The sequence below is a fragment of the Thalassospira sp. HF15 genome (assembly GCF_011806525.1).
In the GTDB taxonomy this organism is placed as follows: domain Bacteria; phylum Pseudomonadota; class Alphaproteobacteria; order Rhodospirillales; family Thalassospiraceae; genus Thalassospira.
Genome location: NZ_JAAVKI010000007.1, coordinates 123,402 through 142,823 on the forward strand (window position 1 = coordinate 123,402; position 19,422 = coordinate 142,823).

18 protein-coding genes are annotated in these 19,422 nt (G+C 53.9%); 8 read left to right on the forward strand and 10 right to left on the reverse strand.

The window, feature by feature from the left end:
• Nucleotides 1-109 precede the first annotated feature (109 nt).
• Entirely contained in the window at nucleotides 110-859 is a 750-nt protein-coding gene (locus HED22_RS16095; protein ID WP_167724097.1) for a hypothetical protein, read from the reverse strand.
• Between the two features lie 215 nt (nucleotides 860-1,074).
• Between HED22_RS16095 and HED22_RS16100 the strand changes: the two genes are divergently transcribed.
• Nucleotides 1,075-2,343 carry a D-alanyl-D-alanine carboxypeptidase gene (locus HED22_RS16100; protein WP_167724098.1) on the forward strand — a complete coding sequence of 423 codons (1,269 nt, stop codon included), beginning with the start codon at nucleotides 1,075-1,077 and terminating at the stop codon, nucleotides 2,341-2,343.
• Between the two features lie 86 nt (nucleotides 2,344-2,429).
• Here the strand turns inward: HED22_RS16100 and pgmG are convergent, their stop codons facing one another.
• The 6 genes from pgmG to HED22_RS16130 form a co-directional block, all read right to left on the reverse strand.
• A complete protein-coding gene (pgmG, locus tag HED22_RS16105) occupies nucleotides 2,430-3,845 on the reverse strand; it encodes a phosphoglucomutase/phosphomannomutase PgmG (protein WP_167724100.1) in 1,416 nt (471 codons plus the stop codon).
• A gap of 8 nt (nucleotides 3,846-3,853) precedes the next feature.
• Nucleotides 3,854-5,170 carry a UDP-glucose/GDP-mannose dehydrogenase family protein gene (locus HED22_RS16110; protein ID WP_167724102.1) on the reverse strand — a complete coding sequence of 439 codons (1,317 nt, stop codon included), beginning with the start codon at nucleotides 5,168-5,170 and terminating at the stop codon, nucleotides 3,854-3,856.
• Between the two features lie 80 nt (nucleotides 5,171-5,250).
• Nucleotides 5,251-6,138, reverse strand: coding sequence for a UTP--glucose-1-phosphate uridylyltransferase GalU (gene galU, locus HED22_RS16115; protein ID WP_167724104.1), 888 nt, complete (start codon nucleotides 6,136-6,138; stop codon nucleotides 5,251-5,253).
• Between the two features lie 113 nt (nucleotides 6,139-6,251).
• Entirely contained in the window at nucleotides 6,252-7,079 is an 828-nt protein-coding gene (locus HED22_RS16120) for a DnaJ domain-containing protein (RefSeq protein WP_167724106.1), read from the reverse strand.
• The gene (locus HED22_RS16125) at nucleotides 7,079-7,801 is read right to left on the reverse strand and encodes a VWA domain-containing protein (RefSeq protein ID WP_167724108.1); all 723 of its coding nucleotides are present in this window, start codon (nucleotides 7,799-7,801) and stop codon (nucleotides 7,079-7,081) included. Before HED22_RS16125 ends, HED22_RS16120 begins: the two co-directional genes overlap by 1 nt.
• A gap of 67 nt (nucleotides 7,802-7,868) precedes the next feature.
• Entirely contained in the window at nucleotides 7,869-8,768 is a 900-nt protein-coding gene (locus tag HED22_RS16130) for a division plane positioning ATPase MipZ (protein WP_167724110.1), read from the reverse strand.
• A 239-nt stretch (nucleotides 8,769-9,007) separates the two neighbouring features.
• Between HED22_RS16130 and HED22_RS16135 the strand changes: the two genes are divergently transcribed.
• The 6 genes from HED22_RS16135 (at nucleotide 9,008) to HED22_RS16160 (ending at nucleotide 16,324) form a co-directional block, all read left to right on the forward strand.
• The gene (locus tag HED22_RS16135; protein WP_254870143.1) at nucleotides 9,008-9,997 is read left to right on the forward strand and encodes a hypothetical protein; all 990 of its coding nucleotides are present in this window, start codon (nucleotides 9,008-9,010) and stop codon (nucleotides 9,995-9,997) included.
• Between the two features lie 28 nt (nucleotides 9,998-10,025).
• Complete coding sequence (locus tag HED22_RS16140) at nucleotides 10,026-11,162, forward strand: NAD(P)/FAD-dependent oxidoreductase (RefSeq protein WP_167724112.1); 1,137 nt, start codon at nucleotides 10,026-10,028, stop codon at nucleotides 11,160-11,162.
• A gap of 32 nt (nucleotides 11,163-11,194) precedes the next feature.
• On the forward strand, nucleotides 11,195-12,370 hold the full coding sequence (locus HED22_RS16145) for an endo alpha-1,4 polygalactosaminidase (RefSeq protein ID WP_167724114.1): 1,176 nt from the start codon (nucleotides 11,195-11,197) through the stop codon (nucleotides 12,368-12,370).
• A gap of 149 nt (nucleotides 12,371-12,519) precedes the next feature.
• On the forward strand, nucleotides 12,520-13,119 hold the full coding sequence (locus HED22_RS16150) for a 2-hydroxychromene-2-carboxylate isomerase (protein ID WP_167724116.1): 600 nt from the start codon (nucleotides 12,520-12,522) through the stop codon (nucleotides 13,117-13,119).
• Between the two features lie 111 nt (nucleotides 13,120-13,230).
• On the forward strand, nucleotides 13,231-14,580 hold the full coding sequence (gene gdhA / locus HED22_RS16155; protein ID WP_167724118.1) for an NADP-specific glutamate dehydrogenase: 1,350 nt from the start codon (nucleotides 13,231-13,233) through the stop codon (nucleotides 14,578-14,580).
• A 67-nt stretch (nucleotides 14,581-14,647) separates the two neighbouring features.
• A complete protein-coding gene (locus HED22_RS16160) occupies nucleotides 14,648-16,324 on the forward strand; it encodes a thiamine pyrophosphate-binding protein (protein WP_167724120.1) in 1,677 nt (558 codons plus the stop codon).
• Nucleotides 16,325-16,421: 97 nt separating this feature from the next.
• On the opposite strand, the gene HED22_RS16165 is transcribed toward HED22_RS16160, so the two are convergent.
• A complete protein-coding gene (locus HED22_RS16165; RefSeq protein ID WP_167724122.1) occupies nucleotides 16,422-16,655 on the reverse strand; it encodes a hypothetical protein in 234 nt (77 codons plus the stop codon).
• A 537-nt stretch (nucleotides 16,656-17,192) separates the two neighbouring features.
• Here HED22_RS16165 and HED22_RS16170 point away from each other — a divergent pair.
• Complete coding sequence (locus HED22_RS16170; RefSeq protein WP_167724124.1) at nucleotides 17,193-18,242, forward strand: Glu/Leu/Phe/Val dehydrogenase; 1,050 nt, start codon at nucleotides 17,193-17,195, stop codon at nucleotides 18,240-18,242.
• Between the two features lie 90 nt (nucleotides 18,243-18,332).
• Here the strand turns inward: HED22_RS16170 and HED22_RS16175 are convergent, their stop codons facing one another.
• Nucleotides 18,333-18,566: a bacterioferritin-associated ferredoxin gene (locus HED22_RS16175; protein WP_167724125.1), complete on the reverse strand. Its 234-nt coding sequence runs from the start codon at nucleotides 18,564-18,566 to the stop codon at nucleotides 18,333-18,335.
• A gap of 164 nt (nucleotides 18,567-18,730) precedes the next feature.
• Nucleotides 18,731-19,360 (reverse strand): BON domain-containing protein, encoded by a 630-nt coding sequence (locus HED22_RS16180; protein WP_167724127.1) that lies wholly within the window; start codon nucleotides 19,358-19,360, stop codon nucleotides 18,731-18,733.
• Nucleotides 19,361-19,422 lie beyond the last annotated feature (62 nt).

A 19,422-nucleotide genomic window follows, 5' to 3' on the forward strand; every position in this document is an offset into this window, starting at 1 on the left:
TCTGATCAAGGTATTAGCCCGCAGCCTTGTTGCATTGCAATAAATCAAGATCATCAGACGACGACACCTGCAAATCATGTCATCGTCTAACAAGTGGCAATCAGAAACCTCAGCGCAGCATATTTCCGCGCACTGTTCGATAGAAATCACCAGAGTCGCTGTTCTGGACATGATGCAGTTGTGCTGCGCCTTGTGACCGGGCGTTTTCCGCTGCCGGTGGCTCGGGAAGGTCTTTCTCAACCGAAGAAAGCTTTGCAAGGACTTCCGGGAACGCGAGAGTGCGCAAATCATCAACGCCAGATGCCCAGGCGCCAAGCGTGACGCCCCCTGACGAGCACCCTATCGCAACCCAATAAAAATCGTCGGAATACAGGCGCAGCCCATCACGGCTTTGCGTCCCGAAACCTTCTGCCTGCAAGGCATCGGTAATGGCAATGTAGGAATCCCGGTCAATCCGGTCTACAGCCTCTTCACCACCGAAAGCGCCAAGCGGCGCGTTGAGCTCAACATTGATGTCCTTGACCTGCAGCGGCCCGAAAACACGGGTGGTGAGGTTGAATTCCTCAAAGCCGGGATAGGGATCAAGTTCAAAGACACGAACTTCCTTGTAATATTCCGCGTTATAAATAATACGGATTTGCCCTTCGGCATCGCCTGCCGCACAGGACTGACGAAGGTCATCGGCATTCAGATACGAGAACCAAGATGCCTTGCGTACAAGTGGATTACTGACATCACTGGTCTGTGTGAAAGTGCACCCCGCAAGGCCTGCGACGACAAGCACAGCCACGCCTGAGCGCACCCATGGAGCAAAGATGTTGCTTGCACCGGCGTGAACTGGAACCCTGTTTTCAGACATTCGATCCTCGATTTTTTGCCAATCTGGAGATATAAGAAGTTACTTTCGCGTATAAAAATGGCCATCTCAAGGCCCGAATGACGACTGCCAAAAATTGATGCTCTTAAACATTTGTTTAAGGCTGGGATGCGACATTGAGCTTATTTAGTTCTTGGGGAAACCTCAAAGCCGAGCCCGATATAATGCGTTTAATGACCCTTTCCGGGCCAACTGCAATGGCCAAAGTTCAGTCTGTAACACGCTCACTTTGCGTGCGCGGCTTTGTTTCTGTGCTTTTGTGTCTGGTCGCAATCATCTCAGTTACCGCCGTTTTGCCGTCCGCTGCACAAGCACGGACCTATACGGCAATGATCATTGATGGCGACACCGGCGAAACACTTCATGAATATCGTCCGGACCATAAGGTCTATCCGGCCTCGCTGACCAAGATCATGACCCTTTACATGGTCTTTGACGCACTCGAACGCGGCAAGGTTTCGCTTTCGACTCGCATGAAGGTTTCCAAGCGTGCCTGGGGACAGGCCCCCTCAAAGCTGGGCCTGAAGCCCGGTGAAACCATCACGGTCAAGGACGCGATTCTGGCACTGGTCACAAAATCAGCCAACGACATCGCTGTCGTCGTTGCCGAACATCTTGGCGGCACAGAAATCAAGTTTGCGCAGATGATGACATCCGAAGCACGCCGCCTTGGCATGTCGCGCACGACATTCCGCAATGCGTCAGGCCTGCCCAACCGCGGACAGATGACAACCGCGCGCGACATGATCAAACTGGCTGTGGCCCTGCGCAAGAACTACGGCAGTTACTATCATTACTTTGCGACTCAGAAATTCCGCTTTGGTAACCGTACCTATGGCAACCACAACAATCTTCTGGCGTCCTATTACGGCACCGACGGGATCAAGACCGGTTATATCAATGCATCGGGCTTTAACCTTGTGGCGTCGGTGAACCGCAATGACAAACGACTTATTGGCGTTGTGTTCGGTGGCCGTACCGCGCGTACCCGCGATGCCCAGATGAAAAAGCTTCTTGATCAGGCTTATGTCAAACTGACCAAGGAAGGCGAAATTGTCGTTCCGCGCCCACGCATCAGCCCGGAAGACAAAATCCTGCCGGCCGATGCCCAGTTGCTGATCGCAAAACGCAACTCTCTCCGCGAAGCTGAACAGCCGGGCCGTATTGATACCCAGACAGTTGTAACCCGCATGAAACCGGATACACCGAACGGCTGGGGCATCCAGGTCGGTGCATTCAGCGATCAGCGCCGCGCACAGGAAGCGGTTCTTGCCGCCGCGCGCACCGCGCCTGAGGTGCTGCGCCTGACCCGTGCTGCGGTTGAACAGCAGACCAGCGGCACCGGCATCGTGTATCGCGCGCGTCTGCTGGGCTTTGATGGTGAGAACGAGGCACGCGCCGCCTGCGCCGCACTCAAGCGCGAAAATGTGGCCTGCATCCCGGTCAATGCAGGAGATGCGGGCTAAAAGCCGCAAGAAACAACGACAGATACAAAAAGCCCGTCAGATTGATCTGACGGGCTTTTTCGTTTTCTTGGTTAACAGGACTTGGTCTAGTGACCACCGCCCGGGGCAAAGAAATCGTCGGAAGACAAACCGCTTTTGTTAAGCTGATCTGTCACTTGCCCTTTCAGACGTTCCAATCCGGCCGCGTCAGCAGCCTCACAACGCGCAACGATGGCAGGTTGAGTGTTCGATGCCCGAAGCAGCCACCAGCCGTCCTTGGTGGCGACACGAACGCCATCAATGCCACTTACCTCGGCACCGGCTTCTGCCAGGCGGGCACGGACTTCCTCAATCAACGCGAACTTGCGATCATCCGGGCAGTCGATGCGGGTTTCTGGCGTATTGACGGCAATCGGCATGGCTTCACGCCATTCAGCAAGGCTTTTGCCGCTTTGAACCAGAATGCGGTAAAGACGCACAGCAGCATAGGTTGCGTCGTCATAACCATAATAGCGCTCGGCAAAGAAGATGTGCCCGCTCATTTCACCGGCGATGGGTGCCTTTTCCTCGATCATCTTGGTTTTGATCAGGGAATGCCCGGTCTTCCACATGATGGCCTTGCCGCCAATCCGATTAACCTCATCAAACAGGGTCTGGCTTGCCTTCACATCGGCAATGATAGAAGCACCCGGCTGACGCTGCAAAACATCCGCCGCATAGATCTGGAGTAACTGATCGCCCCACAGGACATTGCCCTTGCCGTCAATCACACCAATCCGGTCACCGTCACCATCAAAGGCAACGCCCCAGTCGGCATTGTGCTTGGCAACTGCCGCCTTGAGGTCAACAAGATTGGCTTCAACCGTCGGATCCGGGTGATGGTTCGGGAAATTGCCATCGATATCGTCAAACAACAGGTGATGCGTGCCTGGTAGTTTTGCCGTCAACTTACGGACAACATCACCGGCCGAACCATTGCCGCAATCCCAGACAATGGTCATCGGATTGGGGACATCGCAGTCAAGCTCGGCCAAAAGACGTTCGACAAAGCGATCTTCGATATCTATATCGGATGCCGTGCCCTGCCCGGTTTCGAAATCACCACTGGCTGCAATTTTTCCCAGTTCCTGAATGGCATCACCGAAGACCGACTTACCGGCATTCAGCATCTTGAAACCATTATAGTTCGACGGGTTGTGCGACCCCGTGACCATGATACCGGCATCGGTTTTTTCGTCATACACGGTGAAATACAGCATCGGGGTCGGCCCACGACCAATACGGACCACATCGCAACCGGTCGACAGAATGCCCTCGGCAAGGGCAGCGGCCAGTTCAGGCGAACTCAGACGCCCGTCGCGGCCAAGTGCGACGCGTTTGCCGCCGGATCTGCGAACCATGGTGCCGAATGCCTTACCCAGCGCATTCGCGTCTGCGGGGTGAAGGGTTTCGCCGACAACGCCACGCACGTCATATTCGCGCAAAACAGAGCTATCAAATTGATGTCCGGCGGAATTCGTCATGATTTGGATTAGCCTCCGATAGATGCACGACCGACACAGGAATAGCTGAAACCGTTCTCAGCCATCTCGCTCGGATCATAAACGTTACGCAGATCAACAACGATCGGGTGTTTCAGCCCGTCCTTGACGCGGTCAAGGTCCATACCGCGGAACTCGTTCCACTCGGTCAGGACAACCATCGCATCCGCGCCTTCAATCGTATCATAAGCGTTATCACAGTATGAGATGCCATCCAGAAGCTTTTTGGCTTCTTCCATGGCTTCGGGGTCATAGGCCTTGACCGTTGCCCCTGCCGCAATCAGGGCAGGCACGATATCAAGGCTGGGTGCATCGCGCATGTCATCGGTATTGGGTTTGAAAGCCAGACCAAGAATACCGATGGTTTTGCCCGCAACAGACCCCCCACAGGCCGAGATCACGCGATCTGCCATCGCCTTTTTACGCTTTGCGTTCACATCGACAACCGTCTCGATGATGCGAAGCGGGCTGTCATATTCCTGTGCTGTACGCACAAGCGCAAGCGTGTCTTTCGGGAAGCAGGACCCGCCATAGCCCGGACCGGGATGCAGGAACTTCTTGCCAATTCGGCCATCAAGCCCGATGCCACGTGCGACGTCGTGGACGTCCGCCCCGACCTTTTCGCAAAGATCAGCAATTTCGTTGATGAAGGTGATCTTGGCCGCAAGAAAGGTGTTGGCCGCATATTTGATCATTTCCGAGGTTTCACGGGTGGTAAACACAATCGGCGTTTCGATCAGATAAAGCGGACGATAAAGATCGGACATAACTTCGCGGGCGCGTTCATCACTGGTACCAATCACCACACGATCCGGACGCATGAAATCGCCAATGGCCGATCCTTCACGCAGGAATTCAGGGTTTGAAACCACGGCAAATTCGGCATCCGGGCGCTTTTCACGAATGATGCGCTCGACCTCACGGCCTGTGCCGACTGGCACGGTCGATTTGGTGACAACAACCGTAAAGCCGTCCATCGCCTCGGCGATTTCCTCGGCCGCAGCGTAGACGTAACTCAGATCAGCGTGACCATCACCACGACGGGTCGGGGTACCCACTGCAATAAAGACAGCGTCGGCGTCCTTGACCCCTTCCTTGAGGCTGGTAGTGAAACTCAGGCGGCCTGCCTTGACGTTATTTTCGACCAGAACATCCAGACCGGGTTCGTAAATTGGCATGATACCGTCTTCAAGACGGGCGATTTTTTCCACATCCTTGTCGACACAAACAACGTCCGTACCGAACTCGGAAAAACAGGCACCGGAAACAAGTCCGACATATCCGGTCCCGATCATAGCTACGCGCATGGAGGTTCTATCCTGGTAAGTAGGTCCCGACCGAAACAGATCACTGGGCTATTCCGGTCGGTCAATGTTGACATAATTGGTTATTGCGCCGCTTCGCCTTCGGCAAATTCGTGAATGAGCTGGCGGACATCGTCACGCATATCTTCACGGGCAAGGGCAAATGACATGGTGGCTTTCAGGAAGCCGATCTTGTTGCCGCAATCGAAACGACGGCCTTCAAAGTTATATCCATAGAACGGCACGTGACCGATCATCGCTGCCAGTGCATCGGTCAGCTGGATTTCATTGCCGGCACCGCGCGGAATGTTTTCAAGCACCTCGAAGATGCCCGGATCAAGGATATAACGACCAATGGCAGACAGGGTCGACGGGGCCTCTTCCGGTTTGGGTTTTTCAACCATGCCGCAAGCACTCACAAGGCGACCATTGCGGCCTTCGACTTCCAGAACGCCATAACGGTGAACTTCTTCGCGCGGCACATCCATTACAGCAACCATATTGCCACCCGTCCGGCCGTAGCTATCCACCATCTGCTTCATGCAGGGAACTTCCGATTGAATAAGGTCATCGGCCAGCAGCACGACAAATGGCTCGTCGCCAACAAGTGACTTGGCACACAAAACGGCATGCCCAAGGCCCAGTGGGTTACCCTGACGGGTATAGGTTACGCGACCATGTTCCGGGATCATTTCAAGCGCCTTGGACAGCGCGTCTTCCTTGCCGCGCTCGGTCAGGATGGCTTCGAGTTCTGCGGAGCGATCAAAATGGTCCTCAATCGCGGTTTTGCCACGACCGGTGACAAAAATGAATTCTTCAATGCCTGCAGCAATGGCTTCTTCGACAGCGTATTGAATAAGCGGCTTGTCAACGACCGGCAGCATTTCTTTTGGCATGGCCTTGGTGGCGGGCAAAAAACGGGTTCCCATACCTGCGACCGGAAAAACTGCCTTCTTGATTCTTTTTGACATTCAATACTTTCCTTTTTCAACCGCTGCATGCCCGTCCGTATCGGAATTGCCTGCATATATACTTCTGCCACATTTACAGAACACGGATCAAGCAAGCGCACGCATTATCAACGTTAATCTTTACATAGCCGTAACAAAAGGCTTCGCGCAGCATTGATCTTTGAGGCCAGATAGTCAGATCCGCCGTGATCGGGATGAACGGCCTTGATCTGTTTCTTGTAGGCCCGGTTGATCTCTTCGCGGGTGGCATCCTGCCCCACACCAAGGATTTTACGGGCCTCGTCGGCCGTCATGCCAGATGCGCTTGAACTCCTTTCGCCTCCGTGGCCTTGCTCGTTATAGTTGCGGTCGTTTCCTCCGTTTTGTGCCCCGTCTTCGCCATGATCTTCCTGGCGCCAGTTTTGCCATCCCGCACAATCAGGACGACGGTCAAGATAGGCCTCCAGAACCGCCCGGCTTTGGTCGGTTGCACTGCAACAGTCAACATAAAGTGACTGCAAGTCGTCAAGTCCCAAGCTGTCAAGGTCGGCCCCGGCATAGCGACCGCTGACAACACCACCGCGCATTTGCCCGCTTTCAAGATCAAGCACCATATGCAAAAACTCGGTGCGAATTTCCGAACTTGATCCCGCCCCGGCCGTTTGATTGCCAAAACTTCCCGGTTGGGCACGCTTTTGTGACGCGGAAAAGATCCTGCGAAAAATCGGCCACAGGAATCCGAACTTCATCAGTCGGACCAGAAACGGCACGGCAGCGACCAAAGCCGCCCCCATCGCCGCAATCTTGCCGGTGAGCAACAACCAACCAGCAAGCAGGATCAACACCAAGATGATCAGAAATAAGACAATTTTACGGATTTCTTTGGGCTCGGCCTCAGTCATCCAGCGGATGAAGAACCCAACACCGACAAAAACCGCGATGCCAATCAAAAACCACTGCATCAACGCGGCTTTCGCAATTGGTGACCAAGCCTGAGCACTTCCTCGGACCCGGTTTTCTGCTGATAGATCGAAAGCCCCGACTGGCCACCCACGGCATAGCTTGCCACCGCACCGAGCAAATCACGAAGCTTGCCAGCCGCACTGGCATCAAACTGCATGAAGGCACCGCCGGTTATGCGGGCAATTTCGCCAAAGGCAAACGCTGCATCCCTGTCATGACCCTCCTGAAACATGAATGTCTTAACCCCCTTGAGCGCCAGTTTCCCGGCGATCGGGGCCAGATGATCAGGGTTTTCTTCGATACAGTCGCCGACATAAATCAAGGCATCGATTTTTTTATCCCCGGCTTCACGTTCGACATGGGCCAGAACCCGTTCGATCTGCGTGTGACCGGCCCGACACGTGACCTTGGTGATATAATCGCGGAAGGATTTGGCATTGCGGCACCAGCCGCTTGATTTGCATTCCGACAGTCCGCGAAAGAACACAAGCTGCACATCAAGGGCACCAACACCGTCAACGGCATCAAACATCTCGGCCTGAATTTCAGCGGCGTGGTCCCAGCTCGGCTGGCGACTGGCGGTTGCGTCCATGGCAAAGATCAGACGCCCCTGTGCTGGCCCGGATGAGGGTGCATGAACCGCAAGTTCGCGCGCTTTACCAAGGAAGTCTGCAACTTCTTCGGCGCCGGATGTTTCTGGAATGATGTCTTTGCGCGTCAATGAGACCTACCTGCTTGATAATCCGGTGGGAGAGCTTCGTAACCCACAAGATATAGGCCGGATGCCCTCAGATCGGCAACTCCTCGCCGTCAGCCGGTTTGAAACCGATAACTTCCAAAAGCGACCTGACTTCCTGACGCGCTGCCATATGCGACATGCTCATCGGGATACCAACGCCCTTTTCACGCAGATCGAGCAAGGTCAGACCTTTCAGGAACAGTTCGCGGTAAATCACACGCTCCCCAAAGCCTGGCGCCGGACGGAACCGGATGCGTTCGGCCAGTTTTTCGACAATTTCGGCAATGTCGCGCTTGTTGCGCGCATCAAGATGCGAAAGACGGTTGCGCATGACAATCCAGTCGATCTTGCCGCCGTCGATTGCCGCGCGACGCTTGCGCGCATCCCAGACCATCTCGGCGTAGATACTGGGCCCCTTGATATCAAGACTGTCCGGATCAATCCGGGCCAGCATATCAAGATCGATAAAGCTGTCATTGATCGGCGTGATCAGTGTATCGGCACAGGCATGGGCCAAACGTGACAGGTAATTGTCACTGCCCGGGCAATCCATAACGATGAAGTTGCAGCTGACCACCATTTCACCAAGGGCAGTCGTAAAGCGTTCACGCTCATCAAGCTTGGCTTCGTTGGCGTCAGGCAATTCACTGCGATAGATCGGGCGATGTTCGGGCACCGGAAGTGAAAGGCCCTTTTTTTCGTTAAAGGCATTCCGGTTTTCGACATAGCGGGTAAGCGTTCCCTGCCGGGCATCAATATCGAGCGAGCCGACCTTGAACCCCATCTTCATCAGAGAAACGATCAGGTGCATCGCCGTTGTCGATTTGCCCGATCCCCCCTTTTCGTTGCCGATCACGATTACATGGGCGCGATTGGACGGCGGTTGCTTGTCCGTTGCCGTCTGTTGGCCCGCGCTGTCCCCGTCCGCGCCGGTCTGTTGCACCGTCATGATAATATGCTCCGTATCTTCAGTCTTAGTGGCTTTGTCCCCAAGGCCAACCTCCCCAATGAGCCAGTTTACAACGAAAAATCAAGGTAAAAGCGATCTTGCTCACATGGTACAGGTTACTGCCCCCTAGCCAATCTAGAAGCACAAAGGTAAAGATAAGGGTAGCGCAACGCAAAAACGCGCCTGAAAACAAACTGAAAGGACGCAATGTGAGGTATCGGGCGGCTTTGATCGGCAGCATGTTTGCAAGCCTTCTGCTGGCAACACCACAGATCGCCAAAGCACAGCAAACCAGTGGGTTCGAGCAGATCCCGCAAGACCAAAGCCCGGTTCTGTTTGCCACATCTACCGAGGGCCAAAACAGCTTCCTGCGTCAGTATCGCGACAATAGCACGGTATTCGTCGGGCGCTGGTACGCGCCGCGCTCGGTAAGCGAATCACCAGCCGCCGCAAGCGACCTTTACCTTGAAACCGTCTATACGACCTCAGCACCCGGCTTTCGGTTCAGCACCGCCATGGCGTCCGAGCAGTTGCTTGATATGTTCGATGCCCTCAAGGGACGCAGCAGCCTGAATGGCGCGAACTTTGTTCAGGAAACCCGATATGGCAACATTGCCCTGTCGCCCTTCACCCGCGATGGATCGCAATGCGTTTCCTTTGTCGGACAGTGGGATCCGCAAACACCCGCGCAACGCGGCAGCCGCCTGCTTGGCTATTACTGCACCCCGACACAGGTTCAGGCGACAACTGGCAACAGCGCTCCGCTTAATGGCCTGCCAATGATTGACGCTCAGGAATTTGCCGCCCGGTTCTTTGGCCGCCTGAACCTTGAATTGCCGGAAAATTCGGCGATTGCTGCCGCGGTAGCCGGACCGGGTGATGACACTGTCCTGCAGCAGCCTGAAGGTGAAACCACACCGCCACCGATTGACGGCATTGATATTGTTACCAACTGGCAATCGGTGCGCGGCACAGGCAAACTTCGCTTTGATCAGCCATCGGGCGAAGGCACAATGATCCTTGACGATGACCAACGCCATTGCGAAGGCATATGGCGCCATGAAGGCGGTGCGTATCAAAGCAATACGCTGCCGTTTGGCAGTTGGTATGTCTATTGTAACGACAGCAGCTTTGCGCGCGGACATTACACCAGCGAATCACCCGCAGTTGTCACCGGCAATGGCAAGGACAATCAGGGACAGGCTGTATATTTCAGACAAGCCAACTAATCGCCACCATAACCAAGATACAAATATCATGACTGCAGATATCCAAACCATCGTGATCGGTGCTGGCGTCGTCGGACTGGCCTGTGCCCGTTCTCTTGCGCGATCCGGGCGCGAAGTGCTGATTATTGAACAACATGATGCGATTGGTACCGAGACCAGCGCGCGCAACAGCGAAGTCATTCATGCCGGGATTTACTACCCAAAAGGCAGCCTGAAGGCCGAGCTTTGTGTGACCGGACGCGAGATGCTTTATCGTTATTGCGAAGAAAACGGTATCGAGCACAAGCGCACCGGCAAACTGATCGTTGCAACTGCCCAAGAGCAAATGAATGCACTGGCAGGCATCAAGGACAAGGCATCCGAAAACGGTGTCACCGACCTTGTCTGGTTGTCACGCGAAGAGGCACTTGAACGCGAACCTGCGCTGCATTGTGTCGGGGCGCTTGAAAGTCCTTCGACCGGCATTGTTGATAGCCACCAATTAATGGTTACCCTGCTTGGCGAAGCCGAAAATCATGGCGCCACACTTGCACTAAACACCAAGGTAACAGCTGTCAGTTTCGAGAACGGGCTTTACACTGTCAGCACCACCGATGCCGACGGCGAGGAAATGAGCCTGACCTGTGCGGAACTGATCGTTGCCGGGGGGCTGCATAGTCAAACACTGGGGCGGAACTTTGCAGGCCTGCCAAAGGCGTCCGTCCCGCCACAGAATTATGCGCGTGGCTGTTATTTCACGCTGTCGGGCAAGGCACCATTTTCCACCCTGATCTATCCGGCCCCCGAACAGGCTGGACTTGGCATCCACCTGACCCTTGATATGGGCGGACAGGCGCGCTTTGGTCCGGATGTAACTTGGGTTGATGCGCCGAACTATGACGTGCCTGAAGAACGCCGGGCAGCCTTTGCCGAAGCGATCCGCAAATACTATCCCGACCTTGATGAAAGCGCCCTTCAGGCCGGTTACGCCGGGGTGAGGCCGAAAATTCAGGCCCAGGGAGAAGCGTCGCATGACTTCATGATCGCTGATGAAAAACAGCACGGGATTAATGGTCTTGTAATGCTCTATGGTATTGAATCGCCGGGTCTTACTGCATCCCTTGCAATCGGCAACCGGGTGACCGAGTTGATCACACAGCAAGGTGACAAGCAGGCGGCATCATAATATCGCCAATATAATCAGCGATGGATAAAGGCATGGCCAAGCAACGTCACAGCAAGTCACGGCAGATCCCACAGACACCAAATACGTCTGATGGATTTGCCACGCCCAAATCCATCTCGCGCAGACGGTTCCTAGGCAGTGGTGCTGCCGGGCTTGGTGGCGCTTTTCTGGCGACTACACCACTTGGCGCATATGCGCAGGAACTCGAACCCTTTATCCCACCTCCCAACAGTCTCAGCAGCGGTAATGCCGGCGGGATCAATACTGGCAAACCGGAAAAAGACTTTGTCGAGGAAATGCGCAATTACGTCATCGCGATCAGCCGATGGGCCAAAAGCTATCGCAGTGATTTTACAATCATTGCGATGAATGGTCTGGAACTGACCGAGTTCCTCGAAAAAACCCTGTTCGCGACACGCGGCGTTGCCGAGCCTGCCCGAAACTATCTACGTGCGCTCGACGGCATTATGGTCGAAGCACCTTTTTATGGTTTCGACAAATACGGCGAAGCCACCAACGCCGAAGAAACCAAGTACATTCTGGGCTATCTCGAACGGCTGAAGCTTGAAGGCCTGCAATATCTTGCAGTCGACTATACCGAAGACCGGGCCAACATGGACACTGCGCGCGCCAAGCTTAAGGGTCTGGATGCGCTTTATTACGCAGCACCACCGCCGGGCATGCAGCTATCATCGCTGGCAAAGGTTCCAAACACGCCATTTGGGTCAAACCCGCATGTGATCGACAATATCCGTCAGGCCAAGAACTTTGCCCTGGTGCTTGATAGCTCGCCCTATGGCACCAAAGAGGCTTATGTCGAAGCGCTGGCTGCGACAAACTACGACACACTGATTATCGATCCGTTCCATCGTGGCACCATCCCGCTGACCTATGATGATATGAAACGGCTGCGTTACAAGAAGACCGGAACGCCGCGAAACTTGATTTCATATCTCAATATCGCGACGGCCGAGACATATCGTTATTATTGGCAAAGCGGATGGCGGGCCGGAAATCCTGAGTATGTCAGCGAAGGCAATCTGTTGGCGCGCTGGGGTGAGGAACATCACGTCCACTACTGGACCCGCGAATGGCAAAGCATCATCTTTGGCAGCGAAAACAGTTATCTCGGCAATATCATGAAGCTTGGCTTTGATGGCATCCTGATGGGCGGCATTGATGAATATGCCTGGTGGCTGGATTACTAAGCCACGCGCATTGCCTGCCAAAATCATCACAAACATATGAACTGATTTCCTCCATCGCACCGCGACAGACATTTGACGAAGTACGCCTCCTTGGGCAGTGTTATAGTTTAGAACAAACATAATCCGCATCGCGGCGCCAGGAGGCCCATATGTCCGAGCCAATCATCCATTATTTCTTCGTGCAATCACCCTGGTCCTTTTTCGGGTTTCGCCGCGTTGTCGACATCGCCAAAAAGCATGGCGTGGAAATTATTCATAAACCCTGCCGGGCGGCGGATGTCTGGGAACATGGTGGTGGGGTGCCTTTGGCTAAACGCCCGAAACCGCGTCAGGAATATCGTCTTGTCGAATTGAAGCGCTGGTCGGATTATCTCGGCATCCCGATCAACTTCCATCCGGCCCATTTCCCGGCTGATGAAACACTGGCGGCACGCACCATCATTGCCGTTCAGGAAGACGGCAAGGATGTCAGCACGCTGACAGAAACCCTGATGGGGGATATCTGGCTGCGTGAACGTGATGTTTCCCTGACCGCCACCGTGCGCGAGGCGCTGATATCAAGTGGTCTTTCGAGTGAATATCTCGAATATGCCGATCTGCCAGAGACGGCAAAAATCTATGACGAGAATTGCCAGTCTGCACGTGATCGCAACATTTTTGGTGTGCCGACCTACTTCGTCGGCAACGAGATGTTCTGGGGCCAGGATCGCCTTGATTTTGTTGAACGAAAACTCCAACAAGACACCTAAACCACATGCGCCACCCAACCTGAAACTCAGCAACGCAAAAGATTATGCGGGCACTTTTTCGACTCTGACACGTTAAACAGAGCAGCAGAAACAGTGAAAGCCCGCAATTAAATGACAAAACGCGCATCTGACTTCAGTAAGGACTTTGTGACCCGCCTGGAGGAAAAAACGCCAAACGAGCCGGAATTTCACCAAGCTGTGGAAGAAGTCGTGGGGTCCGTTGCCGGTTGGTATGTCGATCAAACCGAGATGCGCAAGAACGCCGTTCTGGAACGGTGCACAGAACCGGACCGCGTGCTGCAATTTCGTGTCGCGTGGGAAGATGATGAACAGCAAATTCACGTAAACCGTGGATGGCGGGTGCAGTTCAATCAATCGATGGGCCCTTACAAAGGCGGCCTTCGCTTTGCCCCCACAGTCAGCACCAGCATCTTTAAATTTCTGGGTTTTGAACAGACGCTGAAAAACAGTCTGACCGGCTTGCCGATGGGCGGGGCCAAAGGTGGCGCGGACTTCTCGCCAAAAGGCAAGTCACCGCAGGAAATTGGCCGGTTTTGTCAGGCATTCATGCAGGAACTGTATCAGCATATCGGCGCCGATACTGACGTCCCCGCCGGTGACATCGGGGTTGGCAAACGCGAAATCAGCATTCTGTTTGGTCACTATATCAAGCTGACGCAGCAATGGGCGGGCGCACTGACCGGCAAAGGATGCGATTTTGGCGGTAGTGCGGGCCGCACAGAAGCAACCGGTTTTGGCTGCATCTATTTTCTGGGTCATATGCTTGATCAGCAAAGCGAAGAACTCAAAGGCAAACGCATCGCGATCAGTGGTGCGGGCAATGTCGCACTTCATGCCGCGCGCAAGGCAATCGAACTTGACGCCAAAGTCATAAGCCTGAGTGACAGCACAGGAACCATTCACTTTGCTGATGGCATGACCAACGACCTGCTTGACCAAATCGACGACTGGAAAACCAACCAACGTAAATCACTGTCAGACTTTGATGGTGGCAAGGGCTGCGAGTTTCTTGAAGATCAAAAGCCCTGGGGGCTAGAATGCGATATCGCCCTGCCCTGTGCGACCCAGAACGAACTGGATGAAGACGACGCCAAGCAGCTTGTCGACAACAAGGTGATGATGGTGTGTGACGGCGCAAACATGCCACTGACGGCAAAAGCACAGACAGCGTTCCTTAATGCGGATATTCCGCATGCGCCCGGCAAGGCCTCTAACGCGGGTGGCGTCGCCGTAAGCGGCCTTGAACAGAGTCAGAATGCCCAGCGTCTTAGCTGGGATACCGAAAGCGTCGACAAGCGCCTTCGCGAAATCATGTCCAACATTCACCAGGACTGTATCGAAAACAGTCCGGACGGAAAAATCATCAATTATCGCGACGGCGCCAACTTGGCGTCTTTCAAACGCGTCGCGGAAACCATGAATGCATTCTGGCTTTCGTAATCAAATCAGGCCGTTGATGTGATCTTAATTTGCGGCTCTCTCAAGCATGAGACCAAGGAGTTTCCCCATGAAAGTTGCCGATCTCGCAATCGATTTACTCAGCGACCTTGGCGTCAAACATGTGTTTGGCATTCCAGGTGATGCCATCAATGACATTACATTTGCCCTTGAAAACCGTGATGACATCGACTTTGTGCTTGTCCGCCATGAGGAAGGCGGCGCCTTTGCCGCATCCGCACAGGCAAAACTGACAGGCAACCTTTCATGTTGTGTTGGCACCGCAGGCGGCGGCGCGATCCATCTGTTGAACGGTCTTTATGACGCACGTCACGACCATGCCCCGGTTCTTGCAATCACCGGACAGGTGGACTCGGAATTTATCGGCACCGAATATCATCAGGAAGTTGATCTGAAAAAACTGTTCGAGGACGTGACAGTTTATTCCGAGACAATCATGGACCCGGCACAGGCCCCGCGCATCCTTAAGGAGGCCTGCAAAGCCGCAATTGAAAACCGCGCGCCTGCACATGTCTGCATTCCGAACAACATCGCCAGCGAGGATTGCGCAGATGATCCAATCAATATCGCAACGTTGATTGCCACCCGCGAGGTGTCACCATCAAGCGATAACCTTGACCATGCTGCCAAGCTGATTGAACAATCATCCAAGCCCGTCATTCTGGCTGGTATTGGCGGTGCCGAGGCCGCACAAGAGGTCATTGATCTGGCGCATCGCATCGATGCCCCCATTGTCAGAACCCTGCGAGCAAAGGACTGGTTGGATGATGACGATCCCAACTGCATTGGCGGCTTGGGCCTTCTGGGTGGCAAACCGGGTCAGGATGCTGTCGCAGAGTGTGATTTGCTGTGCATCATCGGTGCGGATTTTCCCTATCAGGAATTTTTCCCCAAAGATGCCAAAACCATCCAGATCGACACCAAACGCAGCCAGATCGGCAAGCGGCTTGATATCGATGCGCCCCTGATCGGAAGTGCCAAGCTATCGGTAAAGGGCCTTTTGGATCGCATCACGCCCAAAGATACTGAAACGCAGCGCAAACACTGGATCGAGAAAGTCCGCGACCAGCAAGACGATTGGTCAAAGATCGAAAATTCTGACAAGAACCCGCTTCACCCCGCAAGCGTAATGTCGGCAATTGGCGAACATGCGGCCGATGACGCCATTTTCCTGGTTGATACCGGCACGACCACAGCCTGGGCTGCAAGGCATTTGCGGGTTAAAAGAAACCAGCGTTTCACGCTGTCATCCGGGCTTGGCACCATGGCCTTTGCATTGTCCGGCGCCAATGGGGCGCAGCTTGCCTATCCCGACCGTCAGGTTGTGGCAATTGCCGGCGACGGCGCATTTAACATGCTGATGGGCGAACTGTTGACCGCGGCAGAATACGACCTGCCGATTACAGCTATTGTCTTTGACAACAGCAAGCTTGGCTTCATTGCACTGGAACAGGAAGCCAAAGGTCTGCCAGAACATGCCATCGGGTTTAACAACCCCGATATGGCGGCAATTGCACAGGCCTGTGGCTGTCTTGGACTGCGCGCGGAAAATGCCAAGGAACTCTCAAGCGCGCTGTCACAGGCATTTGCCAGCAATAGACCAGCCGTCATTCAGGTTCCGGTTGATCCCGATGCCTTGATCATGCCACCGCATCCGACCTTTGCGCAGGCACAGAAATTTGCCGTCGCCAAGGGCCGCGAAATGCTTGGCAAACTGACGTCATAGGCCAAAAGCACGAAAAACGGCCTCTCGACGCAGAACCAAATCAAAAAAAGCGTGGCAGCAAAGCTGACCACGCTTTTTTCGATGATGTCGGTAACTGTTATCCGAGGCGTTTGACGTGATCGACAACAAAGCCATCTTCTGACGGATAGCTATTTTCGATCATGGCAAGGGCCTTCGTTTCGTCGCTGGCCGCAACTTCATGAGTTTGAACATCAGCCCAGCGGTCATCAAAGAGTTCGTGGGAACGGTTCTCTTTGACACATTCGCGCACAGCCTGATTGTGCAGTTCAACTTCAAATACGGTTTGGCGATGGTCTGTGAATGCAGACATTTCCGCCGCTCTCCTTAAATTTTGTTCGCTGACGCCGCCCAGACGCCAACCTGTCCTGAACCGGGAATCTCAACCACAAGATACCCAACCTGGAGTCTACGTTTCGTACCTTAACGAGCCGTAAATTGTCCGGTTAATTGATATTTCCAGATTAATTGCTCCGGTTTCAAGTGCGAATTTGACATGGCCGCATGATAATTGCCCTGATTCAGGACAAATCACAGAAAGTGCACTGCACCATATGAAACGCTGCAAAACCGTCTGAAATCAGTGCCAAAAGAATCTCGAAAACTTGAAAGCGGGTCCATACCTTCACAGGCGTGTCATGCTGCGCTGCAAAGTGTGCGTAATAAAATTACAAAACAGCCCCGGCAGGCTGCGAAGAATTCCACACGACAGATCCTGCTCAACCGAAACGATCTTTTTTCTGCATTCCGGGAATTAGAAATTGATCAATCGCCGTATGCATCAAACATCAAGGGATAAGCAGGAAACAGCCTGCACCAGAAAAATGATGCTGCCAGGAGGCTGCAAAGGATGAACGTCTTTTCCGATATCGCCTTTGATGATCATGAACAGGTCGTCTTTGCCAGCGACAAAACCACCGGTCTGAAAACCATCATCGCGGTTCACAACACCAACCTTGGGCCGTCGCTTGGCGGCTGTCGCATGTGGCCCTATGCCAGCGAACAGGAAGCCATCCATGATGTTCTGCGCCTGTCTCGCGGCATGACGTACAAATCGGCCCTTGCCAACCTGCCACTTGGCGGTGGCAAGTCCGTCATCATCGGCGATCCGCGCAGCCAGAAAACACCGGAGTTTTTCCGTGCGATGGGCCGTGCCGTCGAACAGCTTGGCGGGCGCTATATCGTCGCCGAGGATGTCGGCACCAGTCCTGAGGATATGGAACATATTGCAAGCCAGACCAAACATGTTGGCGGCATCAATGACTGCAAGGATCCGGCGCGCACCGGCGATCCTTCGCCTTTCACCGCCTATGGCGTTTTCATTGGCATCAAAGAAGCGGTTCGCTTCAAACATGGCAGCGATTCCCTTAGCGGCATGAGGGTAGCGGTTCAAGGGCTCGGACATGTCGGATACCATCTGTGCAGGCAGCTTCATGCCGCCGGGGCCGATCTGATTGTAGCCGATCTGAATGCCGCCAGCGTCAAGGCCGCCACCGCAGAATTCGGCGCAACAGCGGTTTCGGTGGATGAAATCCTGTCGGTTGAAGCCGATATTCTGGCCCCCTGCGCCCTTGGCGGCGTGATCAATGACCTATCAATTGAGGCGCTCAAGGTCGGCGTGATCGCCGGGGCTGCCAATAACCAGCTCGAAGATGACCGCCATGGCGAGATGCTGCGCGAAACCGGAATTCTGTATGTTCCGGACTATGTGATTAATGCTGGCGGTGTCATTGAGGTTTACTATGGCCGCGAAGGCAAAACGGTTGCCGAAACCAACAAGCATATCGAAGGCATCGGTGAAACCGTGCGCGAGATTTTCGAGCGCGCCAAACAGCAGAACCAGTCAACCGGCTTTGTTGCCGACAGATTGGCCGAGGAACGCTTTGGCCTGAAGAAATAAAGCTGCCCATCAAAAACGTCAGGCACAAACAACAAAGGCGAGGCCCAAGTGGCTTCGCCTTCTTTGTTTAGCTTGATGTTCGAAAGCGCCTTACTCAGCAGCAATCGGTTCGATATTTGCTGTCACGGCTGCCGCGTCATCACAATCGCAATTGCCACAGGTTTTCGCCTGCATCAGCTCTGCACGCATGTGGCAGGCACATTTACCACATTGCGGCGCGCATCCATGGAAACGGAAAACTTCCCCCGGACGTGTCGCCCCGCCCTGCTTGGCAGCACGGCGGACGTCTTTTTCCTTGAGCGCATTACAAATGCAGACATACATGGTGCGATTGCAATCAGTTATTAATTACGTAGTGCCATCACTATGATAAATGCGAATGGTTTTCAAACACTTTTGCATCTAACCCGACCAAAAAAATCCCCGCAAGGCCGAACGCCTGCGGGGATTTTCCAAAAAACTGTTTAATCACAAGGCGATCAGGATGATCAGGCCTTTGCGATGTGGCTTACGACCTTGGTCACACCTTTGATCCGGCGCACAATCGACAGGACCTTTTCAAGCTCTGCATCGCTTTGGGCTTCGCCCATGATGTAGACAACATTCTGGACGGCCTGCCAACGATAGTTGACTGAACTCACACCTTTTTCGGCCAATAACAATGCCTTGATCTGACTTTCGATCCAGACATCGGACACAGACTGGGTGGCCGAATCGGTCGGAACGGCGTTCTTGCCGTATTCGTCCTCGGCCTGATGATAGGCATCAATGGTTTCCTGATCGGCAATCACGAGGTGGTCATAAACCGTCTTGATCCGGTTATCCTGTTTGACCAGCGACATCACGTCGTAATACTTGCCCTTGGAGTCCACCATGCCGGTGACCATGACATTCTGTTCCCAGATATCGATATTCACATCCATCAGATAGGTGTGATCGACCTTCGAGAACTCGCCAAGGATGCCAGACTTGATCTGGGTATCGAGCCACTGGTCATTGCCTGTGCGGTCTTCCAACGGCATCTGCAGCGGCCCACAGGCCGCAAGCGGCACCGCCAGCAGCGCACATACCGACACCGTTTTAAGGACACGGCCAATAGCACCGTTCACCTTGATCATTCCTGTTCTCCTTGTTCATGCCTGCCCGACATGGATCATTATTCTTGCATCAGTTTCAACGC

Coding starts and splice junctions, on each gene's coding strand:
- HED22_RS16095 (WP_167724097.1), bottom strand. CDS start 859: ATGTCTGAAAACAGGGTTCCAGTTCACGCCGGTGCAAGCAACATCTTT.
- HED22_RS16100 (WP_167724098.1), top strand. CDS start 1,075: ATGGCCAAAGTTCAGTCTGTAACACGCTCACTTTGCGTGCGCGGCTTT.
- pgmG (WP_167724100.1), bottom strand. CDS start 3,845: ATGACGAATTCCGCCGGACATCAATTTGATAGCTCTGTTTTGCGCGAA.
- HED22_RS16110 (WP_167724102.1), bottom strand. CDS start 5,170: ATGCGCGTAGCTATGATCGGGACCGGATATGTCGGACTTGTTTCCGGT.
- galU (WP_167724104.1), bottom strand. CDS start 6,138: ATGTCAAAAAGAATCAAGAAGGCAGTTTTTCCGGTCGCAGGTATGGGA.
- HED22_RS16120 (WP_167724106.1), bottom strand. CDS start 7,079: ATGCAGTGGTTTTTGATTGGCATCGCGGTTTTTGTCGGTGTTGGGTTC.
- HED22_RS16130 (WP_167724110.1), bottom strand. CDS start 8,768: ATGACGGTGCAACAGACCGGCGCGGACGGGGACAGCGCGGGCCAACAG.
- HED22_RS16135 (WP_254870143.1), top strand. CDS start 9,008: ATGTTTGCAAGCCTTCTGCTGGCAACACCACAGATCGCCAAAGCACAG.
- HED22_RS16140 (WP_167724112.1), top strand. CDS start 10,026: ATGACTGCAGATATCCAAACCATCGTGATCGGTGCTGGCGTCGTCGGA.
- HED22_RS16145 (WP_167724114.1), top strand. CDS start 11,195: ATGGCCAAGCAACGTCACAGCAAGTCACGGCAGATCCCACAGACACCA.
- HED22_RS16150 (WP_167724116.1), top strand. CDS start 12,520: ATGTCCGAGCCAATCATCCATTATTTCTTCGTGCAATCACCCTGGTCC.
- gdhA (WP_167724118.1), top strand. CDS start 13,231: ATGACAAAACGCGCATCTGACTTCAGTAAGGACTTTGTGACCCGCCTG.
- HED22_RS16160 (WP_167724120.1), top strand. CDS start 14,648: ATGAAAGTTGCCGATCTCGCAATCGATTTACTCAGCGACCTTGGCGTC.
- HED22_RS16165 (WP_167724122.1), bottom strand. CDS start 16,655: ATGTCTGCATTCACAGACCATCGCCAAACCGTATTTGAAGTTGAACTG.
- HED22_RS16170 (WP_167724124.1), top strand. CDS start 17,193: ATGAACGTCTTTTCCGATATCGCCTTTGATGATCATGAACAGGTCGTC.
- HED22_RS16175 (WP_167724125.1), bottom strand. CDS start 18,566: ATGTATGTCTGCATTTGTAATGCGCTCAAGGAAAAAGACGTCCGCCGT.
- HED22_RS16180 (WP_167724127.1), bottom strand. CDS start 19,360: ATGATCAAGGTGAACGGTGCTATTGGCCGTGTCCTTAAAACGGTGTCG.